The sequence below is a fragment of the Nonlabens ponticola genome, from assembly GCF_003966335.1.
Classification (GTDB): domain Bacteria; phylum Bacteroidota; class Bacteroidia; order Flavobacteriales; family Flavobacteriaceae; genus Nonlabens; species Nonlabens ponticola.
In genome coordinates this window covers 2,099,231-2,115,185 of sequence record NZ_CP034549.1, presented here as the reverse complement: position 1 = coordinate 2,115,185, position 15,955 = coordinate 2,099,231, and the positions used below count along the sequence as shown (strand labels likewise).

Sequence of the window (15,955 nt, the reverse complement as noted above, 5' to 3'; positions counted from 1 at the left end):
GTTGAACGTAATTTATATGCTATTTTACCAATTGTATTGTCCCGCTAGAAATTTTATGGTTATTGAGGCCGTATATCAACTCCTCATTTTGCAATTCAAATCCTGCACGCATAGTACCTTCAACACCTTGATTGGCAATGGCCACCGTATAAAAGCTGTATGAACTATGAGGCGTTATTGTCGCACCTAATTTAGTTTTGCTATCTAGATTTTTATTTAAATAAGAGATTATATCCAGACCATAATTAGGTAGTGCAGCCTTTTCGGGCTTCATTTCAGTATCTGGCAGGTATACATTAAAATTGATGTCACCTGATGATGGAATAGTAAATGAATTTGCAGAGAACGCTAGGTTTAACTGCATAGAAGCATCGCTACTATTGGTGATAGAAGTCCAAAAGATTACATAAACATATTCTTTCCCATCTGGTGCTGTGAACCGTTGTCCACCTTTTGGGTAACTGTTCTGGATGATAATGCCTTTTGATTTATAATTATGCTCTGTATGAAAGGATTGCGCGTTGATTGCACACGCTGAGCATAAAATGAAAAGGAGTACGATGGTTTTCATTAGTTGGTATAATAGAATCTATTAATCATGGTTGAAGTTTGTCATAATAGTGAGCCTGACTAGAAGCCATCAGAATCTCTAAAGATCGACAGTTGAAGGAATTTTGTTGCGTTTGTCAGGAATTAAAATACTATTATAACATTAAACTAAACATCTCTTAACACTACAGATCCAACGGCTAGATCGTGAATAGCTTGTTTTCTTTCATTGCCAGTAACGGTAAGTAATGACAACCAGCCTAGAGTGATCTTGAGAAAAAAACGAACTATTGACTTTATAAAATTGATATTAGTAGTTTCATCCTGATGTTTTTTAACTGATATATCACTTAGTAAGTGACCTAAGGTTCCTCCAAAGATTGAAACCATTAATGGATCATAAAGAAAAAATAGAATAACAAAAATCGTGATCCTGACAAAGTCTGAAACGTGGTCGAACCTACTCAAGATATCAGTGGTCAGATACATGGCGATGATTAGAATGATACCGTCAATGATGGCTGCTTTGATCCGGTCTGGTAGTGAAGCATACTGGTAAGACATAAACTAGTAGAATTATTAAGTGATTAGTGCGTGTCAAAATACTTATTTGATCGCAATAAAAAACTCTAGCTACCAAATACATTGATTTTACAAGGATTTCTAAATTAAAGTGTGCTCGCGACAGGATTATTCGCAAGATCCTGATAGAGCTCAATGTTGCAAATACAACTGCCCAGGCTTATGAAGCCTAGGTGCTTTAAAACAAAAAATCCAATCAAGCTTATTGCTTGTTGGATTTTTCTTATTTAAATCACAACGCAGTTGTGAGTGTCGTGATCGCGACAGGATTATTCACAAGATCCCAAGAGAACTCAATGTTGCAAAAAATCAACCCAGCCGCTCCTTTGGTCGCGTTTAGTTTTATTCTTTTCATGCACTTACATAAGCTATGGCTTTTGACATGCCTGAAAAAAACAAAACCATGCTCATTTTGAGCATGGTTGATTGAGTGTCGTGATCGCGACAGGATTCGAACCTGTGACCGTCTGCTTAGAAGGCAGATGCTCTATCCAGCTGAGCTACGCGACCTTACTTATGCTTTTTTAAAAGCGGTTGCAAATATACAGGATTTTTAAAAAGACAATGCCTTTACTTTAACTATTACTTCAGTTTTTAAAGCTTAATACCAAACCTTGCTAACATCTTCTTCTCAAAAGCCCAGAAAAAATCAAACTGACCGAAGATCCAGCCCATAACTACGAGTAACACTTGATAAAAAGGAAAGATAATCAGTAGGCGCAACGGCCAAAATATCCAGGCATTAGTGGTTTCTCGATCTAATCCTATCCATTCAAGCACAGGTCCAGATAATCTAGCAGATGCTGAACCGGTAATAGCAAAAACAATAAATATGGCAATCAATTCCCATCGATATTCAACAGCCCAACGTGGTTTTAGCTTTTCAAAGAGCCAAAGGCTAATCCTATAAAATATGTAAGCCAATACCAACGTTACAGCGCCGACAAACAAATACTCATACGTCACATCTTCAAACGTGCTAGGCAGTAGTTTAAACGCTACATAAAAACCACAAGCAAGTAATGCCACAACACCTAGAAAAATGTAGATAAATTGCCAGCTCTCGGTTATTTCCCAGTTTTCCTTAATCTTTTGCATACTGCAAAAATAGGCTACAATCGCTGATTATACCGCTGTTCAAAGAATCTAAAATAGTTAAACAGTAAGAAGGTTACCTCATCACCATAATCAACATCGCGATCATAATCTATCCTAAAAACATATAAACTAGGATCATAATTAAGCGGCGCATTCACTCTTAAATTGTATTCCAACACCTTGCGATCGTTGGACGCATCCATGATCGCTGGAGTAAAGTAACCTCGTGGTGGTTGAGTAGCTAGCCAGGCATTGAATCCAGGTTCGATGATTATGATCTCATATTCTAGGCTATCGTTGGCTATACGTATAGTATCGCCAGCAACTGCAGTAGGTTCAGTATCGTTGGGATATTTAGCTTGATTGCTACCGCAGGATGCTAGAATCACTATAGATACCAGAATCACAAAATATGAAAGCACATTTTTCACCGTGCCTTTATTTTCCAAAAAGGCCACCCAGCATACCGCCTAGACCTGATTTTTTCTTATCGCCGCCTAACACCATTCCAGCTACATCATCGATCATGCTGCCATCACCGTCTGCATCGAGTAGGGTAGAGATAAAGGATTGATCTTGTGAACCAGATTGTCCTAGAACAGAACCAAGTAGATCACCTATTCCGTTATCATTAACTTGTTGCTCCTGTTTTTGCTTACCCAGTAATCCCATGATAATAGGCGCCGCGATCTTTAAAATTTGTCCTACTGATTGTGCGTCAACGCCACTTGATGTTGATATAGCACTTTCTACCTGCGGTTGTTTTTGTCCTAGAACGTGTCCCAAAATCCCAGACCCTTCATTCACTAGATCATCTGGAGTACCAGGACCGTCGCCAAAAAGGCCGCCCAATATATCTAGCACGCCACCATTGTGTTTGGGATTGCTCAAGGCGTTGTTAAGCGATTGCGCACCTTGTGGTGTTCTCGCATTGCGCTGCATGGCTCCTAGAATCAAGGGCATTGCCTGTGATAAAACATTAGCTGTTTTGTCTGGTGTGGTATTGGTTTTTTTGGACGCTCCTTGAATCAAAGTTTGTCCCAGGTCTGTTTGTAATAAATCGAGTATAGAAGCCATGAGTATGTTTGTTAAGCTCTCAAATTACAACATAAATGACTTTTATCAGGTGTAATGGATGGTTGATTGTTACGCTTTCGCGAAAGCTAACTCACCACAAGACTTACTGAGCTTGATCTAATCTATTGCTGTCAACAGTATGGGAATGAGATGCTGCACAAATGCGTTGTTGTAATGAGCGCCGCTGGCATTAGTCATCGCAACGATCACGGTTTGCGTTGCAGGATCGATAAAGGCAAAGGATTGATATTTTAAGGTGCCACCACTGTGACCCAGCAATTGAGTGTCTCCAAAGTCTAATTTCATGAAGCCGTAGCCATAATTTTGTATGCCAGCATTATCCATTTGAATCGTCATAGTTCCCATCGTGATCCAGGATTGCATGAGTTGCAGCGTTTCTGGTTTGAGTATGCTGTGGTCAATGAAAAGTTTTTTGAATAGGTCTAGCAGATCGCGCGGACTGGCTCTCGCATCGCCTGCATAGCCGTAATACTCCTGTGTGTTTGTTACATTGCTCACCGCTGTTAAATCTTGAGCAAAAAAGGTCTGTGTCGAGTCTATGCTTGTAGGTAAATATATACCGTCTAGATCACGTTGCTTAAAGAAATCATTAAAGACAATGGAATAATTATCGCCGGTAATTGTTTCGATCAAAAGTTCCAGCAAAACATAATTGGTATTGCTGTAGTGAAATATTCCTTGTGGCTGTGACAAACTATCAATTACCAAAGCTAATCGCTCTTGTGTAGTTCGTGGTGATTGCTGTGCCGTGACCATCTTGATCCAATCTGGGTTGCGCGTGTAATCAACGATACCACTAGTATGGTTCAGGAGTTGCTTGACCTTAATGCCTTGCCATGCCTCACGACCCTGCTCACGCAAATAGTAATTAATAGGTATCTCTAGATCTATCGAGTCCCTTTCAATTAGGTCCATGACTACGATAGCGCTTAGCATCTTGGTGGTGCTTCCTAAACCATATTCATGAATATTAAGTACATCAGGATTATGGTAATCAATGGCAAGCGAGTCTTTTGGTGACCAGATTATCGCGTCTATCGATGGGACTTTTTGAACTTCGGCTTCTTTTAAAAACTGTTCTCTAACATTCTTAAGCTTTCTGGATTGTCCTTGACAGGTTTGTTGGACACATAGTATCGTGAATAAAGTGATAAGTAATCCAGTGTGTCGCAGCATAATACTCAAACCTATACTGGTTCTACAAGCTCATCACCGCGGAGCCATTGCAAGGCATTTTCTTTGTGTTCTGGCTTATAGCTTTTGAATTTGGTACTAGGTAATAAACTAAATTCTAATGCCAATTTATTTGCTAACATGGTATCATCTGTAATAGCGGCGGCGCGGCTAACTCGTTGCATTAAATTATGTCCCTTACTTATAAAAAGTTTGAAATATTTAATCATGTTTTCAATAGACATATCGGCAAAATCCTCAAACTCGATATAGAGTAATATATTTTGCACCTTATCATCATTTGCTTTTTTATCAATCAAGGTAGTCAACCAGTCCATGTCATCGTTATTAAGATCTTCAATAACCTTTACAGATAAAATATTCTCGTTTCCTATTGAAGTACGTTTGATCATGACGGAATCTTTAGTTGATTATTGATTCCTAAGTTATATAAATTTTCCTAGCTTAAATAGCCTTATGATGTAAGAAAACCTGCACATTGTGCAGGCTTTAGATTCAATGTAGAATAATAATTATCCTAATTCTGCAATGATTTGATCTGCCAGCTCGACGCCTATGCGATCTTGTGCCTCGTTGGTAGCTGCGCCAATGTGCGGCGTGAGCGACAACTTGCTATTCATCATCAAGGTGATTTCTGGTTGTGGTTCTTTTTCAAAAACATCCAGCGCAGCAAAGCTCAAGTGCTCATTTTCTAACGCTGCAACAAGTGCAACCTCATCAAGAACACCACCACGTGCAGCATTGACTACAGCGGCACCTTTTTTCATGGCTTTGAATTCGTCAGCACCTAACACATAATCATCTTGCGCAGGAACATGCAACGTGATAAAGTCAGCTTGTTTGAGTAGCTCATCTTTACCAACTAGTGGTATTTGAACGCTTATTTCCTGACCATCAAAAAGTTTCCACGAAACTGTAGGTGCGCCATCTGCATAGCTGTCGTGAGCGATTATGTTCATTCCTACTCCAGCGGCAATTTTAGCCACTTCTTGACCTATACGGCCTATTCCTATGATACCTATAGTTTTACCGCGCAGCTCAACGCCTTTAGCATAGGCTTTCTTCAAACCTTTGAAATTGCTATCGCCTTCTAGCGGCATGCTGCGATTGGCATCATACAAGAATCGTACACCACCATAAAGGTGTGCAAAAACCAGCTCGGCCACACTAGCGCTGCTGGCTGCTGGCGTGTTGATGACCTTAAGACCTTTCTCACGAGCATAAGCCACATCAATATTATCCATACCAACGCCACCACGACCTATAATCTTTAGGCTAGGGCAGGCGTCAATTAATTCTTGACGCACGGTGGTCGCAGATCGCACCAGCAATACATCAATTTCATGCTTATTGATATAATCCTTTAGCTGATCTTGAGCCACGTTTGTCGTGATCACCTCATATCCAGCTTCCTCTAGTTTTTCAACGCCACTTTGTGATACGCCGTCATTTGCTAATACTTTTTTACTCATGTTCTAATTTTTTATTCCAACGAAACGTATCACATGACCAGTGCCATCATGGTAGTTTCCTTCTTTTAGTTCTACTTCAGCTTGTTCCAGTCTTTTGATTTCAAAATCCTGGAAAGTTTCTGTAATCTCATCCTTAGTAAAGAGCAAGTCCTCAGTTTTAGGACCGCCTACTTTTGGATTTTTTTCTCTGTATGCTAGGTGCTGCTCGTCAAATCCTTCCAGAATCAAAACACCACCTTTTTTGAGCAGTTTGATGAGTCGCTTATGATAATCCTGCCGAATATCTGCTGGGAAATGCCCAAAAACCAATGCTATGGCATCAAAGGATTCTTCTTCATAATCTAGATCAGGTAGATCACCTACTTGATAATGCAACTCTACATCATTATTCTCGGCAAGTTTCTGCGCCTTTTCTTGGGCTTGCTCACTTATGTCAAACGCGTGAACTTCCCAACCGCTGCGTGCTGCGTGCACAGCATTGCGGCCTTCACCTTCTGCTGGCAGTAATAATTTACCGTTGGCCAGCTGATCTAATTGCTGGGCAAAAAACACATTGGGCAGCAAGCCATAAGCATATTCATCCTTTGCATATCGCTCGTCCCACATGTTTTTCCAGTCGCTCATCATCAACTTGTTAGAAATTTTGAATTGGTTTGTTTGTTTGTTGTTTCTTGTAGTGAGATTTTGATAATTACGCTTTCGCGAAAGCGTAACTATCATCACTATGCAGTGCGCTCCAGTTCTTTCATGGTTGCCACCAATGCATCGATGCTGTCTATGGTAAGAGCATTATAAATACTAGCACGGTAACCACCTACAGATCTGTGACCATTCAAGCCGTTGATGCCAGCTTCTTTCCACAACGTATCAAATCGGTCCTTTAGGCTCTCATCGTGTAGCGAGAACGTAACGTTCATGATGGAACGATCTTCTGGATTTGTTACAAACCCCTTAAATAGCGGATTATTATCGATCTCATTATAGATTTTGGCTGCTTTTTCTTTATTCAAGGTCTCAACCCAGTCGATACCACCGTTTGCCTTGAGCCATTCTAGCGTGAGCATAGTCACATAGATTGGGAAAACAGGTGGCGTATTAAACATGGAATCTTTACTCGCATGAACCTTATAGTCCAGCATGGACGGAATTTGACGGCTTACTTTGCCTAAGATTTCATCCTTGACCACTATCAATGTGGCTCCAGCAGGACCCATGTTTTTCTGTGCGCCAGCATAAATTAAGTCATAAGCGTCAAAGTTGCGTTGTCTGGACATGATATCACTACTCATATCACATACCAGCGGCACCTTAACATCTGGTGTTTCATGCAACTGAGTTCCAAAAATGGTGTTGTTGGTTTGAAAGTGGAAGTAATCCACATCAGTTGGTACGGTGTAGTCTTTAGGAATATAGTTGTAGTTAGACTCCTTGGAAGAAGCCACAACATTCACATCGCCAAACATTTTGGCTTCTTTGATCGCCTTGGCAGACCAGGTTCCTGTATCCAAATAAGCAGCTTTATTCTCAAGTAGGTTATAGGCTACCATGAGAAATTGCATGCTCGCACCACCACCTAAATACAGTGCGGTGTAGCCCTTGCCAGTCAATCCTAAATGCTCTAATGCAAGTGATCTAGCCTTTTCCATCACCTCGACAAAATCCTTGCTGCGGTGAGAAATTTCTAGTATGCTGAGATCGTTGAAGTTTAAAACTGCATCAGCAGCTTTTTTAAATACTTCTTGAGGTAGTACGCAGGGTCCTGCGCTAAAGTTGTGCTTGAGCATCAAACAGATTTTTAGATTTATTCAAAGATCAAAAATTGCTGTGCTATTTGTGTTACCAAAACACTAAGTTTTTAAGATAATGTCAACAGAAACTGCACGGTGTCAACGCCATCTGCATAATCTTGTAGTCTAGGTTTCTGGGTATTACCTAAGTCAACCAATTGTGGCGTTTGCAAGTTTGCAATTGCTGGTGCTAATTGTTCCTGCATGCTGGATGTGCAGGCCACGCATTGTAGTTTTTCTGCATTTGTGGCAATCTCAGATTTGATATCGTCAAGATCCTGATAATGACTGTAACCTAATGATGCAATAGGCGAGGCATAGGAATCTGCTTCTTCTTTAAGGATTAAGAATTCATTGTCCAGCAATTTGAACTCGCTCATCAAATAAACTGCCTTGTTGTAATCATAGTTATTGGCATACTTGAAGTAACTGATAATTTCTCTTTTCTCATACATAGCCTTGAAAAATGCATCAAAATTATAATCAACAGGCACCTTAAGATGGCTCACGCTGCGACAACCCAATCCAAAAAACAAAAACACATCATCACTTAAGGCGACCAGCTGCTCGTGAGATTCCGTTCCATCCAGTACGGCAATGGAATTTCGGTTTTTGCGTATGATATTAGGCTTTTGGCCAAAGTAATGCTCAAAATATCGAGCCGTATTATCGCTACCTGTCGCAATGACCGCATCATAATTCTCTAGTCTACCATCGGTGATGGTGTAAGAATTCTTGAGTTCTGGTTTGTGGCTTGCTGCTAATTCTAGAACCATGGGCAGTAATACCTGATCGTTAGAACTGGTCTTTATTAACGCGTGATGACCCACCAGAATGATGGAGAGTACATCGTGTAAACCAACCAACGGTATATTTCCTGCGGCAATTACACCAACAGTTACTGGCTTGATATTGCTTATGTGATAGGGCGCAAGCCAGGACTCTAGATTTTCTACTGTCAATGCTTCACTCCATTCGTGCAAGGCAAATACCAGATTGTCACGAGTAAACCACGAGTTGTTTTGCTGTGCGCTAATCAGTGCATCCTCAATAAGTTGTGCATGACTCTGATCTTGATGATCATCTGACTTTAGGTAATCGGAAAGCACTGTGCCAGCGTGAGCAAAGGCTTGAATACGATCATTTAACGAGGTATTAATTGGCGCTACAGACAATGGTAGTTATTTTTGCACAAAAGTAAAGAAAACAGCTATGGCGATCATCATCACAGACGAATGTATCAACTGCGGCGCTTGCGAGCCTGAATGTCCCAACACGGCTATTTATGAGGCAGCTGACGATTGGCGCTATGCAGACGGTACTGATCTTGACGGCAATGTGGTCCTGCCATCAGGCAAAGAAGTCGATGCCAATGAGACGCAGGAACCTGTAAGTGACGAGTTCTACTACATCGTGCCAGACAAGTGTACAGAGTGTGTAGGCTTCCATGAAGAGCCACAATGTGCCGCCGTATGTCCCGTGGACTGTTGCGTACCAGATGAAGATGTGGTAGAGGATGAGGCAACCTTGAGAGCCAAGCAGGCTTTCATGCACAAGGATTAATTACAAACCACTTATTTTTACAATGCTATCAGGTTTCTGATGGCATTTTTTAATTCCCGTATTATGAAATATGTAATGATGGTTGTTTTGGTTTTTGCTTTCGCGAAACCTGCACTGAGCCAAGTCGAAGTGGCGGAATCCCAACAGCTCACTGCACAAGAAATCATCGGCAAATCCATACAGTATCACGATCCTAGCAACAGCTGGCCCACGTTTCAAGGTGAGTTTGAAGTCCTCATGCGCATGCCAGATCGACCAGAAAGGCTGAGCCACGTAGATATTAATTTGCCTAAAGAGCGTTTCATACTCACCAGTATGGTGGATACAGTATCGCAGCAATACCTGGTCACGCCAGAGAAAGTAATTTACAGAAACAACGGCGAGCTGGTTTCAAGTCCAGATCAAGACAGGATCGATCGTGGTTATTTCATGCGCGACTATTACACTTATCTATATGGACTGCCTATGAAACTCAAGGATCAAGGCACGATGGTTCACGAAGAAGTAGAAGAGGTGACCCAATGGGGTTCGGATTACTTGAAGATCAAAGTCACTTATGACCCAGAAGTCGGTAGCGATGTCTGGTTTTTCTATTTTGATCCAGAAAGCTACAAGCTCAAGGCCTATCAATTTTTTAAGACAAAAGAAGATGGTGCGATTGATCCACAGTCGGGTGAGTATATATTACTTTCTAGGGAAGAAATAATTGACGATATCAAAATTCCAGCATATCGCCATTGGTATTACAACAAGGATACTAGTTTTCTTGCGCTGGATATGATGAAAGCTATAGAGCCAAAAGAATAGCTAATTCTACTCAGTAACCAACTCAATCTTGTCAATCAAGAGATCAAAAGGCTCTTGTTTCTTTTTGGTGCCTATCATAATTCTTACTTGGCTCAAATAGTTTTTATCAAAATTAGGTTGGTCAACAGATCTTCCTCGATAGGTAGGTTTCATACTAGATAGTAGTATTTCAACCGTTTGCCAGTTGCCACTTGTCTCAAAGTCGGCTACATAACTGTGACGAGTGCTTTGCTGATCCTTAACTCTAAGCTGGTAAGTGTGTCCATCACCTTTGACTCTCAATTTAATATGATTGCTTGGATCAACATTTACGTCATATGAATTGTTCTGTACAGAACTAAATCCACCGTTACTTTCTACTGTGACAATACCATGAAAATGACCATGACCGTCATCGTTTAATTCGAAATTTCCTTGAGAAATGCCACCCATGACTCTGTCGTCCTCGATTTGCCAATTTGAGATATCGGCTCCCTTTTCAAAATCAAATAGGGTAGCAGTGTTGGTATTGCAAGACATAAGAGCGATAAATAAAATGCTGAGTGTGAATCGTATCATGCTGAAAGATAGAATGGTTTGATGGTAGAACGTTCAATTCTAATGTAACGTTAGCACTCATTTATCAAGCAATTAACAATTGCACACGCATCCTATAAGGTCTTTATGCATCTTACCTCAAATCCAACCTATGAAAAAATTGATATTATTAATTCTGGTAAGTCTGCTCGTTTCTTGCGAGGCACGGCTTGACAACGACAAACGTGGATTTTTTAAAACAAGAGTTGTCAATGCCAGCGGTGCGCCGATGGACAATCTAAAAGTCAAGCTAACTACCTTTAGAACTAATGATTTTCGTTTTTCAAACCAGAACATTTCCAAATTCTCGCCAGCTGATGAAGATTTTCTCTTGGGTCAAGGAATGACCGATGCAAACGGCGAGGTCTCTTTTCTAACGCTATACGATACAAACTTCAGGTACTACGTCACTATTGAAATGTCCAATGAGGAAGTACGTGTTATCGAGGTTGATGAAACAAGCTTTGATGAGGATTTAACTCTCGAGATTGAGGAAATTGTCATAAGAAAAGTTTCACAAATTATCATTGACTTTGAGAATGTGAGCGGTACAACAGATCCTATCGAAGTTAGACTAAATTACTTTGCCACTTTTTGCAATGAATTTTATATCAACGATGAATTTGTCATAGATGAATTTTGTGAATTTAGCGATGAGTCACGAGTTACCATCAACGCTGAAAACTCAGATGAGAGCACACAGCTACTAGCTTTCTTTCCATCAATTATTAGTATTGACTACACGGATACCGAAGGCAACGATATCACTCAAGAATTTCCCGTAAATAATCCAGAAGAGCGCTATGAGATCAATTATTAAAAGTTTGGTTTTTTTGATGCTTGTTACTGGCTATTCTTTTTGTCAAGGGCAGTCCATTATAGCTAACGATAAGGATGAAGTCCTAGAACGCGCCTTTATGTTTGATTTACACATGCAGCGTACGGTTCCTTCAGGTGACAATTTTATAGGCAATGGACTTGAATTTGGCTATGGTTTTGGTTCGCGATTGGCATTTAAGGTATATGATGATATTTATGTAGGTGGTGCATTAAGCTTGGACTATTTTGATGTGCAAGACACGAATGTTATTGGTGAGTTTGATCGCAGCACAAAATTCAACGCCTACCTATTTGTAGGGTACGATTTTAGGATAAATGAGACGTGGAATGCAACCGCAGACATAGGTTACGGATATAGCCAGAATAAAAATAGACAAAACTTTGATCAGGGATCTGGACGCTTTAGAGACAGTGGTAATGTCTTGAGATTTACATCAAGTATTGATTACTCATTCAATAAGGATATTTCTGTATTTGTAAGCCCTAGTTATGAGCTTGTTTCTTACAATATTAGTACAGCCGATGCACTAGGTGATGATTTTGATAATGGTAATTATCTCAGTTTTGCTTTAGGTGTAAGATACAATCCCAGCATGCGCAATGAGAAAAGCATTTCAAAATCAGAGGTAGCTGAAATGCAGGAATTATTAAAGCAAGACTCCAACGACCTAACCGTCAAAGAAAGGCGCAGAATCTATTTTTATAAGCGTAATAAAGAACGCCAGGAAAGACGAGAGAGAAGAAACAAAAATTAATAAAACTTACTCAAAAGCCACCACAGGTAAAGTGAAATACGTGCTAACAGGTTTAATACCTTTAAAGAAGTCTATCACCAAATCAGATACTAGTGGATCCTGCATAAACAAATCGTGACCAGCATTTTCAAGGATGACGTGCGTTCCCTTATTGAAACTTGCAGCTATTTCTTTGGCGCTATTTACATACGTGCGGCCATCCATCGTGCCGGACAGTAAAAGTGCATTCACGTTATTATTGGGTAGTGTTCTAAACGCATTAGGCAGTGGTTCAATTCCTAGATCACGTTGCCACTCGTAGAGCACAAAATTTACATTGCCACCAAGAATGGTTGTTGGGATCTGTTTTTCAATTTTTTCAAGCCTTTCCAAAGTGGCGCCACCACGTAAATCCATCATCGTTGACATGACGTCCATACGCGAGAATAAATACCTTTTAAAAATAGTTATCCATGATGCGACACCAGTAAAATCGCCCTCATACATCTGTGAATAAAGTTGCGGTATCACCTTAGAATCACCTGGATTTTTCAAATAGAACGTACTGATTATGGTTTGCAGCTCAAAATTTGAAAACGTAACGGTTTGATCTTCATTTCTTCGATCCTTGTAAGAAACCGTAACTGGACTATCCTTTAATCGCTCATGAACCGAATTGATTTTCATTTGTAAATCAGGATACTTTCGATCAGTGCCATAATTGTCTGCAGCGCGGTCGATAATATTTTGAAGAAATTGATCTTGATTTACTGGTAATTTCAGTGTTTGATTGGGGCCTTCTAGACTTGCAAGCACAACCTTATCGACCTGATCATTAAACAGTCTTATGTATTCAAAGGCGAGATGTGATCCATAGCTTATTCCCCAAAGTGATAATTTATCAGCGCCTAGTATTTTTCTAAGGTCATCTATGTCCTGAGCGTTTTCGCTCGTGTTATATGCCATAGGATTGACATTTTCTTCTTCCCAAAACTCAATGCATTTTTTCAATCCTGCTGTGGTTCTATCGGCATATTCTTTGCGATCAATCGCACGATCAGTTTCAAACGCTATGTCATAAGGGCAAACAGGTGGCTGATAAGATAATCCAGTACCACGTTGATCATAGGCAATGACATCTGCAACCTCACGCAATTTCATGAAAAGCTCAAAGCGATTACCCGATGCCGCGCCTGTTCCAGCACCGCCAGGTCCACCAGCTAGATATACAATGGGTGCCTGTGGATTAGGATTCGTGCTCTTAAACCTGACAAATCTTATGTCGATTGAATCCGTAGAAGTAGCGCTAGCTCTATCTAATGGAACTTTAAATGATCCTAACTGTGCATTTATGGTGTCACCTGATCTTGACGTAAACTCATAAGGCGCTAACTCTAATTGCTGTGCGCCTGAAGTTATACTGATAAATAATGAGAGAAAAACTATGATCGAGCGATACATCTTTTGTGGTTTGGGTTCTGTTAGATGACTGGAAAAAAGCTGATATGTTACAGCAACATAATTCTAGGCTTCCAGCAACGTCAATATATCAATTGCCGCATCACTGATCTTAGTACCAGGGCCAAAGACTGCTGCCACGCCGCATTCAAATAGGAATTCATAGTCTTTTCGCGGTATCACGCCGCCAACTATAATCATGATGTCGTCGCGGCCATACTTCTTGAGCTCTGCCATGACTTGTGGTACAAGTGTTTTGTGACCTGCCGCAAGTGAGGAAACACCTAGAACATGCACATCATTTTCCACGGCTTGTTTGGCTGCTTCGGCTGGTGTTTGGAATAGTGGTCCTATGTCCACGTCAAATCCTACGTCTGCATAGCCTGTTGCGACTACTTTGGCACCACGGTCGTGACCGTCTTGACCCATTTTTGCGATCATGATGCGTGGACGACGACCTTCTTTTTTTGCAAACTCGTCTGCTAATTGTTGCGCTTTCGCGAAAGCGGAATCATCCATAATCTCTTTTTTATAAACACCTTGAACACTCTTGATCTGTGCACGATAGCGACCGAATTCCTTTTCCAAAGCATCTGAAATTTCACCTAAAGTGGCGCGTTCCTTTGCAGCGGTAACGGCTAGTTCCAGCAAATTGCCATCGCCAGTCTTTGCGCGTGCCGTTAAAGCGTCCAGTGCTGCATTGACTTTATCGTTGTCACGTTCTGCCTTGATCTTTTCTAGGCGGTTGATTTGATCTGCGCGCACGGCAGCGTTGTCCACCTCAAGGGTGTCTATGTGATCCTCGTCTGGACTAGGATATTTGTTGACGCCAACAATCACGTCCTGATTTGAATCAATACGTGCCTGTTTTTTGGCGGCTGCTTCTTCTATACGCATTTTAGGAATGCCAGCCTCAATGGCCTTGGTCATTCCGCCTAATTTCTCAACTTCTTGTATAAGTTCCCAGGATTTGTGAGCGATTTGATCGGTAAGCGATTCAACATAATAGGAGCCAGCCCAAGGATCGACCGTGTTAGTAATTCCAGTCTCTTCCTGCAGATATATCTGCGTGTTCCTAGCGATACGCGCGCTGAAATCTGTAGGCAAGGCAATGGCCTCGTCAAGGGCATTGGTATGCAAACTCTGCGTACCACCAAATGCGGCAGCGGCAGCCTCGATAGTTGTTCGCGCAACGTTGTTGAACGGATCTTGTTCTGCCAGAGACCAGCCTGATGTCTGGCAATGCGTGCGTAATGCCAGCGATTTGGGATTTTTAGGATTGAATTGCTTGATCATTTTTGCCCACAGCATGCGTGCTGCGCGCATCTTGGCAATTTCCATAAAGTGATTCATGCCTATAGCCCAAAAGAATGACAAGCGTGGTGCAAAGGTGTCGATGTCCATTCCTGCGGCTAGACCCTTGCGCACATATTCTAATCCATCTGCCAGTGTGTAGGCTAGTTCAATATCACTCGTCGCACCAGCTTCATACATGTGATAACCAGAAATAGAGATGGAATTGAACTTAGGCATGTTCTTACTGGTGTACTCAAAAATGTCGGAGATGATCTGCATACTAGGTGTAGGCGGATAGATATAGGTGTTGCGCACCATGAATTCCTTTAGGATATCATTCTGTATCGTACCGCTTAATTTATCGACGTCAACTTCTTGCTCCATAGCAGCCACGATGTAAAAAGCCATAATAGGCAACACGGCACCGTTCATGGTCATGGACACAGACATTTTATCCAATGGTATCTGATCAAAAAGGATTTTCATATCCTCGACACTATCAATGGCAACACCAGCTTTACCTACGTCACCTATCACACGCTCATGATCGCTGTCATAACCGCGATGTGTGGCTAGATCAAATGCTACAGAAAGACCTTTTTGTCCTGCAGCAAGATTTCTACGGTAAAATGCATTGGATTCTGTCGCACTAGAGAAGCCAGCGTATTGCCTTATGGTCCAAGGTCTGCGCACGTACATGGTAGAGTAGGGACCACGTAAATTAGGTGCTATTCCAGCGGCAAATTCTAGGTGTTCTAGATCTGCTATATCATCTTTTGAATAATGATTTTTAAGATGAATACCTTCTGAAGTCTCATAAGTAGATTCATTGACCTGTTTAGAAACGCTAGTTGCGTCATCAAATATGATTTCTAGGTTTGAAATATCTTTTCTACTCATA

General features: G+C 41.1%; 19 protein-coding genes and 1 tRNA gene. 4 read left to right on the top strand and 16 right to left on the bottom strand.

All coding sequences use genetic code 11. The annotated features are described in order from the left end of the window. Window positions 1–19: 19 nt before the first annotated feature. The 13 genes from EJ995_RS09640 to EJ995_RS09585 all read right to left on the bottom strand — a co-directional run bounded on the left by EJ995_RS09640 (window position 20) and on the right by EJ995_RS09585 (window position 8,955). On the bottom strand, window positions 20–571 hold the full coding sequence (locus tag EJ995_RS09640; protein ID WP_126447978.1) for a hypothetical protein: 552 nt from the start codon (window positions 569–571) through the stop codon (window positions 20–22). A gap of 146 nt (window positions 572–717) precedes the next feature. After that, a complete protein-coding gene (locus EJ995_RS09635; protein ID WP_126447976.1) occupies window positions 718–1,113 on the bottom strand; it encodes an RDD family protein in 396 nt (131 codons plus the stop codon). Window positions 1,114–1,363: 250 nt separating this feature from the next. After that, a complete protein-coding gene (locus tag EJ995_RS13305; RefSeq protein ID WP_262707148.1) occupies window positions 1,364–1,486 on the bottom strand; it encodes a hypothetical protein in 123 nt (40 codons plus the stop codon). A gap of 81 nt (window positions 1,487–1,567) precedes the next feature. Further along, a tRNA-Arg gene (locus EJ995_RS09630) sits at window positions 1,568–1,641 on the bottom strand. A gap of 84 nt (window positions 1,642–1,725) precedes the next feature. Continuing rightward, a complete protein-coding gene (locus EJ995_RS09625; RefSeq protein ID WP_126447974.1) occupies window positions 1,726–2,229 on the bottom strand; it encodes a DUF6787 family protein in 504 nt (167 codons plus the stop codon). A gap of 14 nt (window positions 2,230–2,243) precedes the next feature. Continuing rightward, window positions 2,244–2,660, bottom strand: a complete 417-nt coding sequence (locus tag EJ995_RS09620; RefSeq protein ID WP_206482236.1) for a hypothetical protein — start codon at window positions 2,658–2,660, stop codon at window positions 2,244–2,246. A gap of 7 nt (window positions 2,661–2,667) precedes the next feature. Continuing rightward, window positions 2,668–3,306 (bottom strand): DUF937 domain-containing protein, encoded by a 639-nt coding sequence (locus EJ995_RS09615; RefSeq protein ID WP_126447972.1) that lies wholly within the window; start codon window positions 3,304–3,306, stop codon window positions 2,668–2,670. Between the two features lie 117 nt (window positions 3,307–3,423). Continuing rightward, on the bottom strand, window positions 3,424–4,503 hold the full coding sequence (locus EJ995_RS09610; RefSeq protein WP_126447970.1) for a serine hydrolase domain-containing protein: 1,080 nt from the start codon (window positions 4,501–4,503) through the stop codon (window positions 3,424–3,426). Between the two features lie 11 nt (window positions 4,504–4,514). After that, entirely contained in the window at window positions 4,515–4,913 is a 399-nt protein-coding gene (locus EJ995_RS09605; RefSeq protein ID WP_126447968.1) for an STAS/SEC14 domain-containing protein, read from the bottom strand. A 120-nt stretch (window positions 4,914–5,033) separates the two neighbouring features. Further along, window positions 5,034–5,993 (bottom strand): NAD(P)-dependent oxidoreductase, encoded by a 960-nt coding sequence (locus EJ995_RS09600; RefSeq protein WP_126447966.1) that lies wholly within the window; start codon window positions 5,991–5,993, stop codon window positions 5,034–5,036. 3 nt (window positions 5,994–5,996) lie between these two features. Then, entirely contained in the window at window positions 5,997–6,713 is a 717-nt protein-coding gene (locus EJ995_RS09595) for a class I SAM-dependent methyltransferase (RefSeq protein WP_317126799.1), read from the bottom strand. A 2-nt stretch (window positions 6,714–6,715) separates the two neighbouring features. Next, on the bottom strand, window positions 6,716–7,777 hold the full coding sequence (gene serC / locus EJ995_RS09590) for a 3-phosphoserine/phosphohydroxythreonine transaminase (RefSeq protein ID WP_126447964.1): 1,062 nt from the start codon (window positions 7,775–7,777) through the stop codon (window positions 6,716–6,718). Between the two features lie 71 nt (window positions 7,778–7,848). Continuing rightward, window positions 7,849–8,955 (bottom strand): acyl-CoA reductase, encoded by a 1,107-nt coding sequence (locus tag EJ995_RS09585; protein ID WP_126447962.1) that lies wholly within the window; start codon window positions 8,953–8,955, stop codon window positions 7,849–7,851. 37 nt (window positions 8,956–8,992) lie between these two features. Here EJ995_RS09585 and EJ995_RS09580 point away from each other — a divergent pair, with 37 nt between their 5' ends. Both EJ995_RS09580 and EJ995_RS09575 read left to right on the top strand, forming a co-directional pair. After that, window positions 8,993–9,343: a 4Fe-4S dicluster domain-containing protein gene (locus EJ995_RS09580; RefSeq protein ID WP_126447960.1), complete on the top strand. Its 351-nt coding sequence runs from the start codon at window positions 8,993–8,995 to the stop codon at window positions 9,341–9,343. Between the two features lie 63 nt (window positions 9,344–9,406). After that, the gene (locus tag EJ995_RS09575; RefSeq protein ID WP_126447958.1) at window positions 9,407–10,150 is read left to right on the top strand and encodes a DUF6503 family protein; all 744 of its coding nucleotides are present in this window, start codon (window positions 9,407–9,409) and stop codon (window positions 10,148–10,150) included. Window positions 10,151–10,156: 6 nt separating this feature from the next. Here EJ995_RS09575 and EJ995_RS09570 read toward each other — a convergent pair whose 3' ends face one another. Then, the gene (locus tag EJ995_RS09570; RefSeq protein ID WP_241234622.1) at window positions 10,157–10,669 is read right to left on the bottom strand and encodes a CIA30 family protein; all 513 of its coding nucleotides are present in this window, start codon (window positions 10,667–10,669) and stop codon (window positions 10,157–10,159) included. A 169-nt stretch (window positions 10,670–10,838) separates the two neighbouring features. Between EJ995_RS09570 and EJ995_RS09565 the strand changes: the two genes are divergently transcribed. Both EJ995_RS09565 and EJ995_RS09560 read left to right on the top strand, forming a co-directional pair. After that, complete coding sequence (locus EJ995_RS09565; protein ID WP_126447954.1) at window positions 10,839–11,546, top strand: hypothetical protein; 708 nt, start codon at window positions 10,839–10,841, stop codon at window positions 11,544–11,546. Then, window positions 11,530–12,321: a porin family protein gene (locus EJ995_RS09560; protein WP_206482235.1), complete on the top strand. Its 792-nt coding sequence runs from the start codon at window positions 11,530–11,532 to the stop codon at window positions 12,319–12,321. The genes EJ995_RS09565 and EJ995_RS09560 overlap by 17 nt, the downstream gene beginning before the upstream one ends. A 6-nt stretch (window positions 12,322–12,327) precedes the next feature. On the opposite strand, the gene EJ995_RS09555 is transcribed toward EJ995_RS09560, so the two are convergent. Both EJ995_RS09555 and scpA read right to left on the bottom strand, forming a co-directional pair. Next, on the bottom strand, window positions 12,328–13,761 hold the full coding sequence (locus EJ995_RS09555) for an alpha/beta hydrolase (RefSeq protein ID WP_126447951.1): 1,434 nt from the start codon (window positions 13,759–13,761) through the stop codon (window positions 12,328–12,330). Between the two features lie 63 nt (window positions 13,762–13,824). Beyond that, window positions 13,825–15,954, bottom strand: coding sequence for a methylmalonyl-CoA mutase (gene scpA / locus EJ995_RS09550; protein WP_126447949.1), 2,130 nt, complete (start codon window positions 15,952–15,954; stop codon window positions 13,825–13,827). Window position 15,955 lies beyond the last annotated feature (1 nt).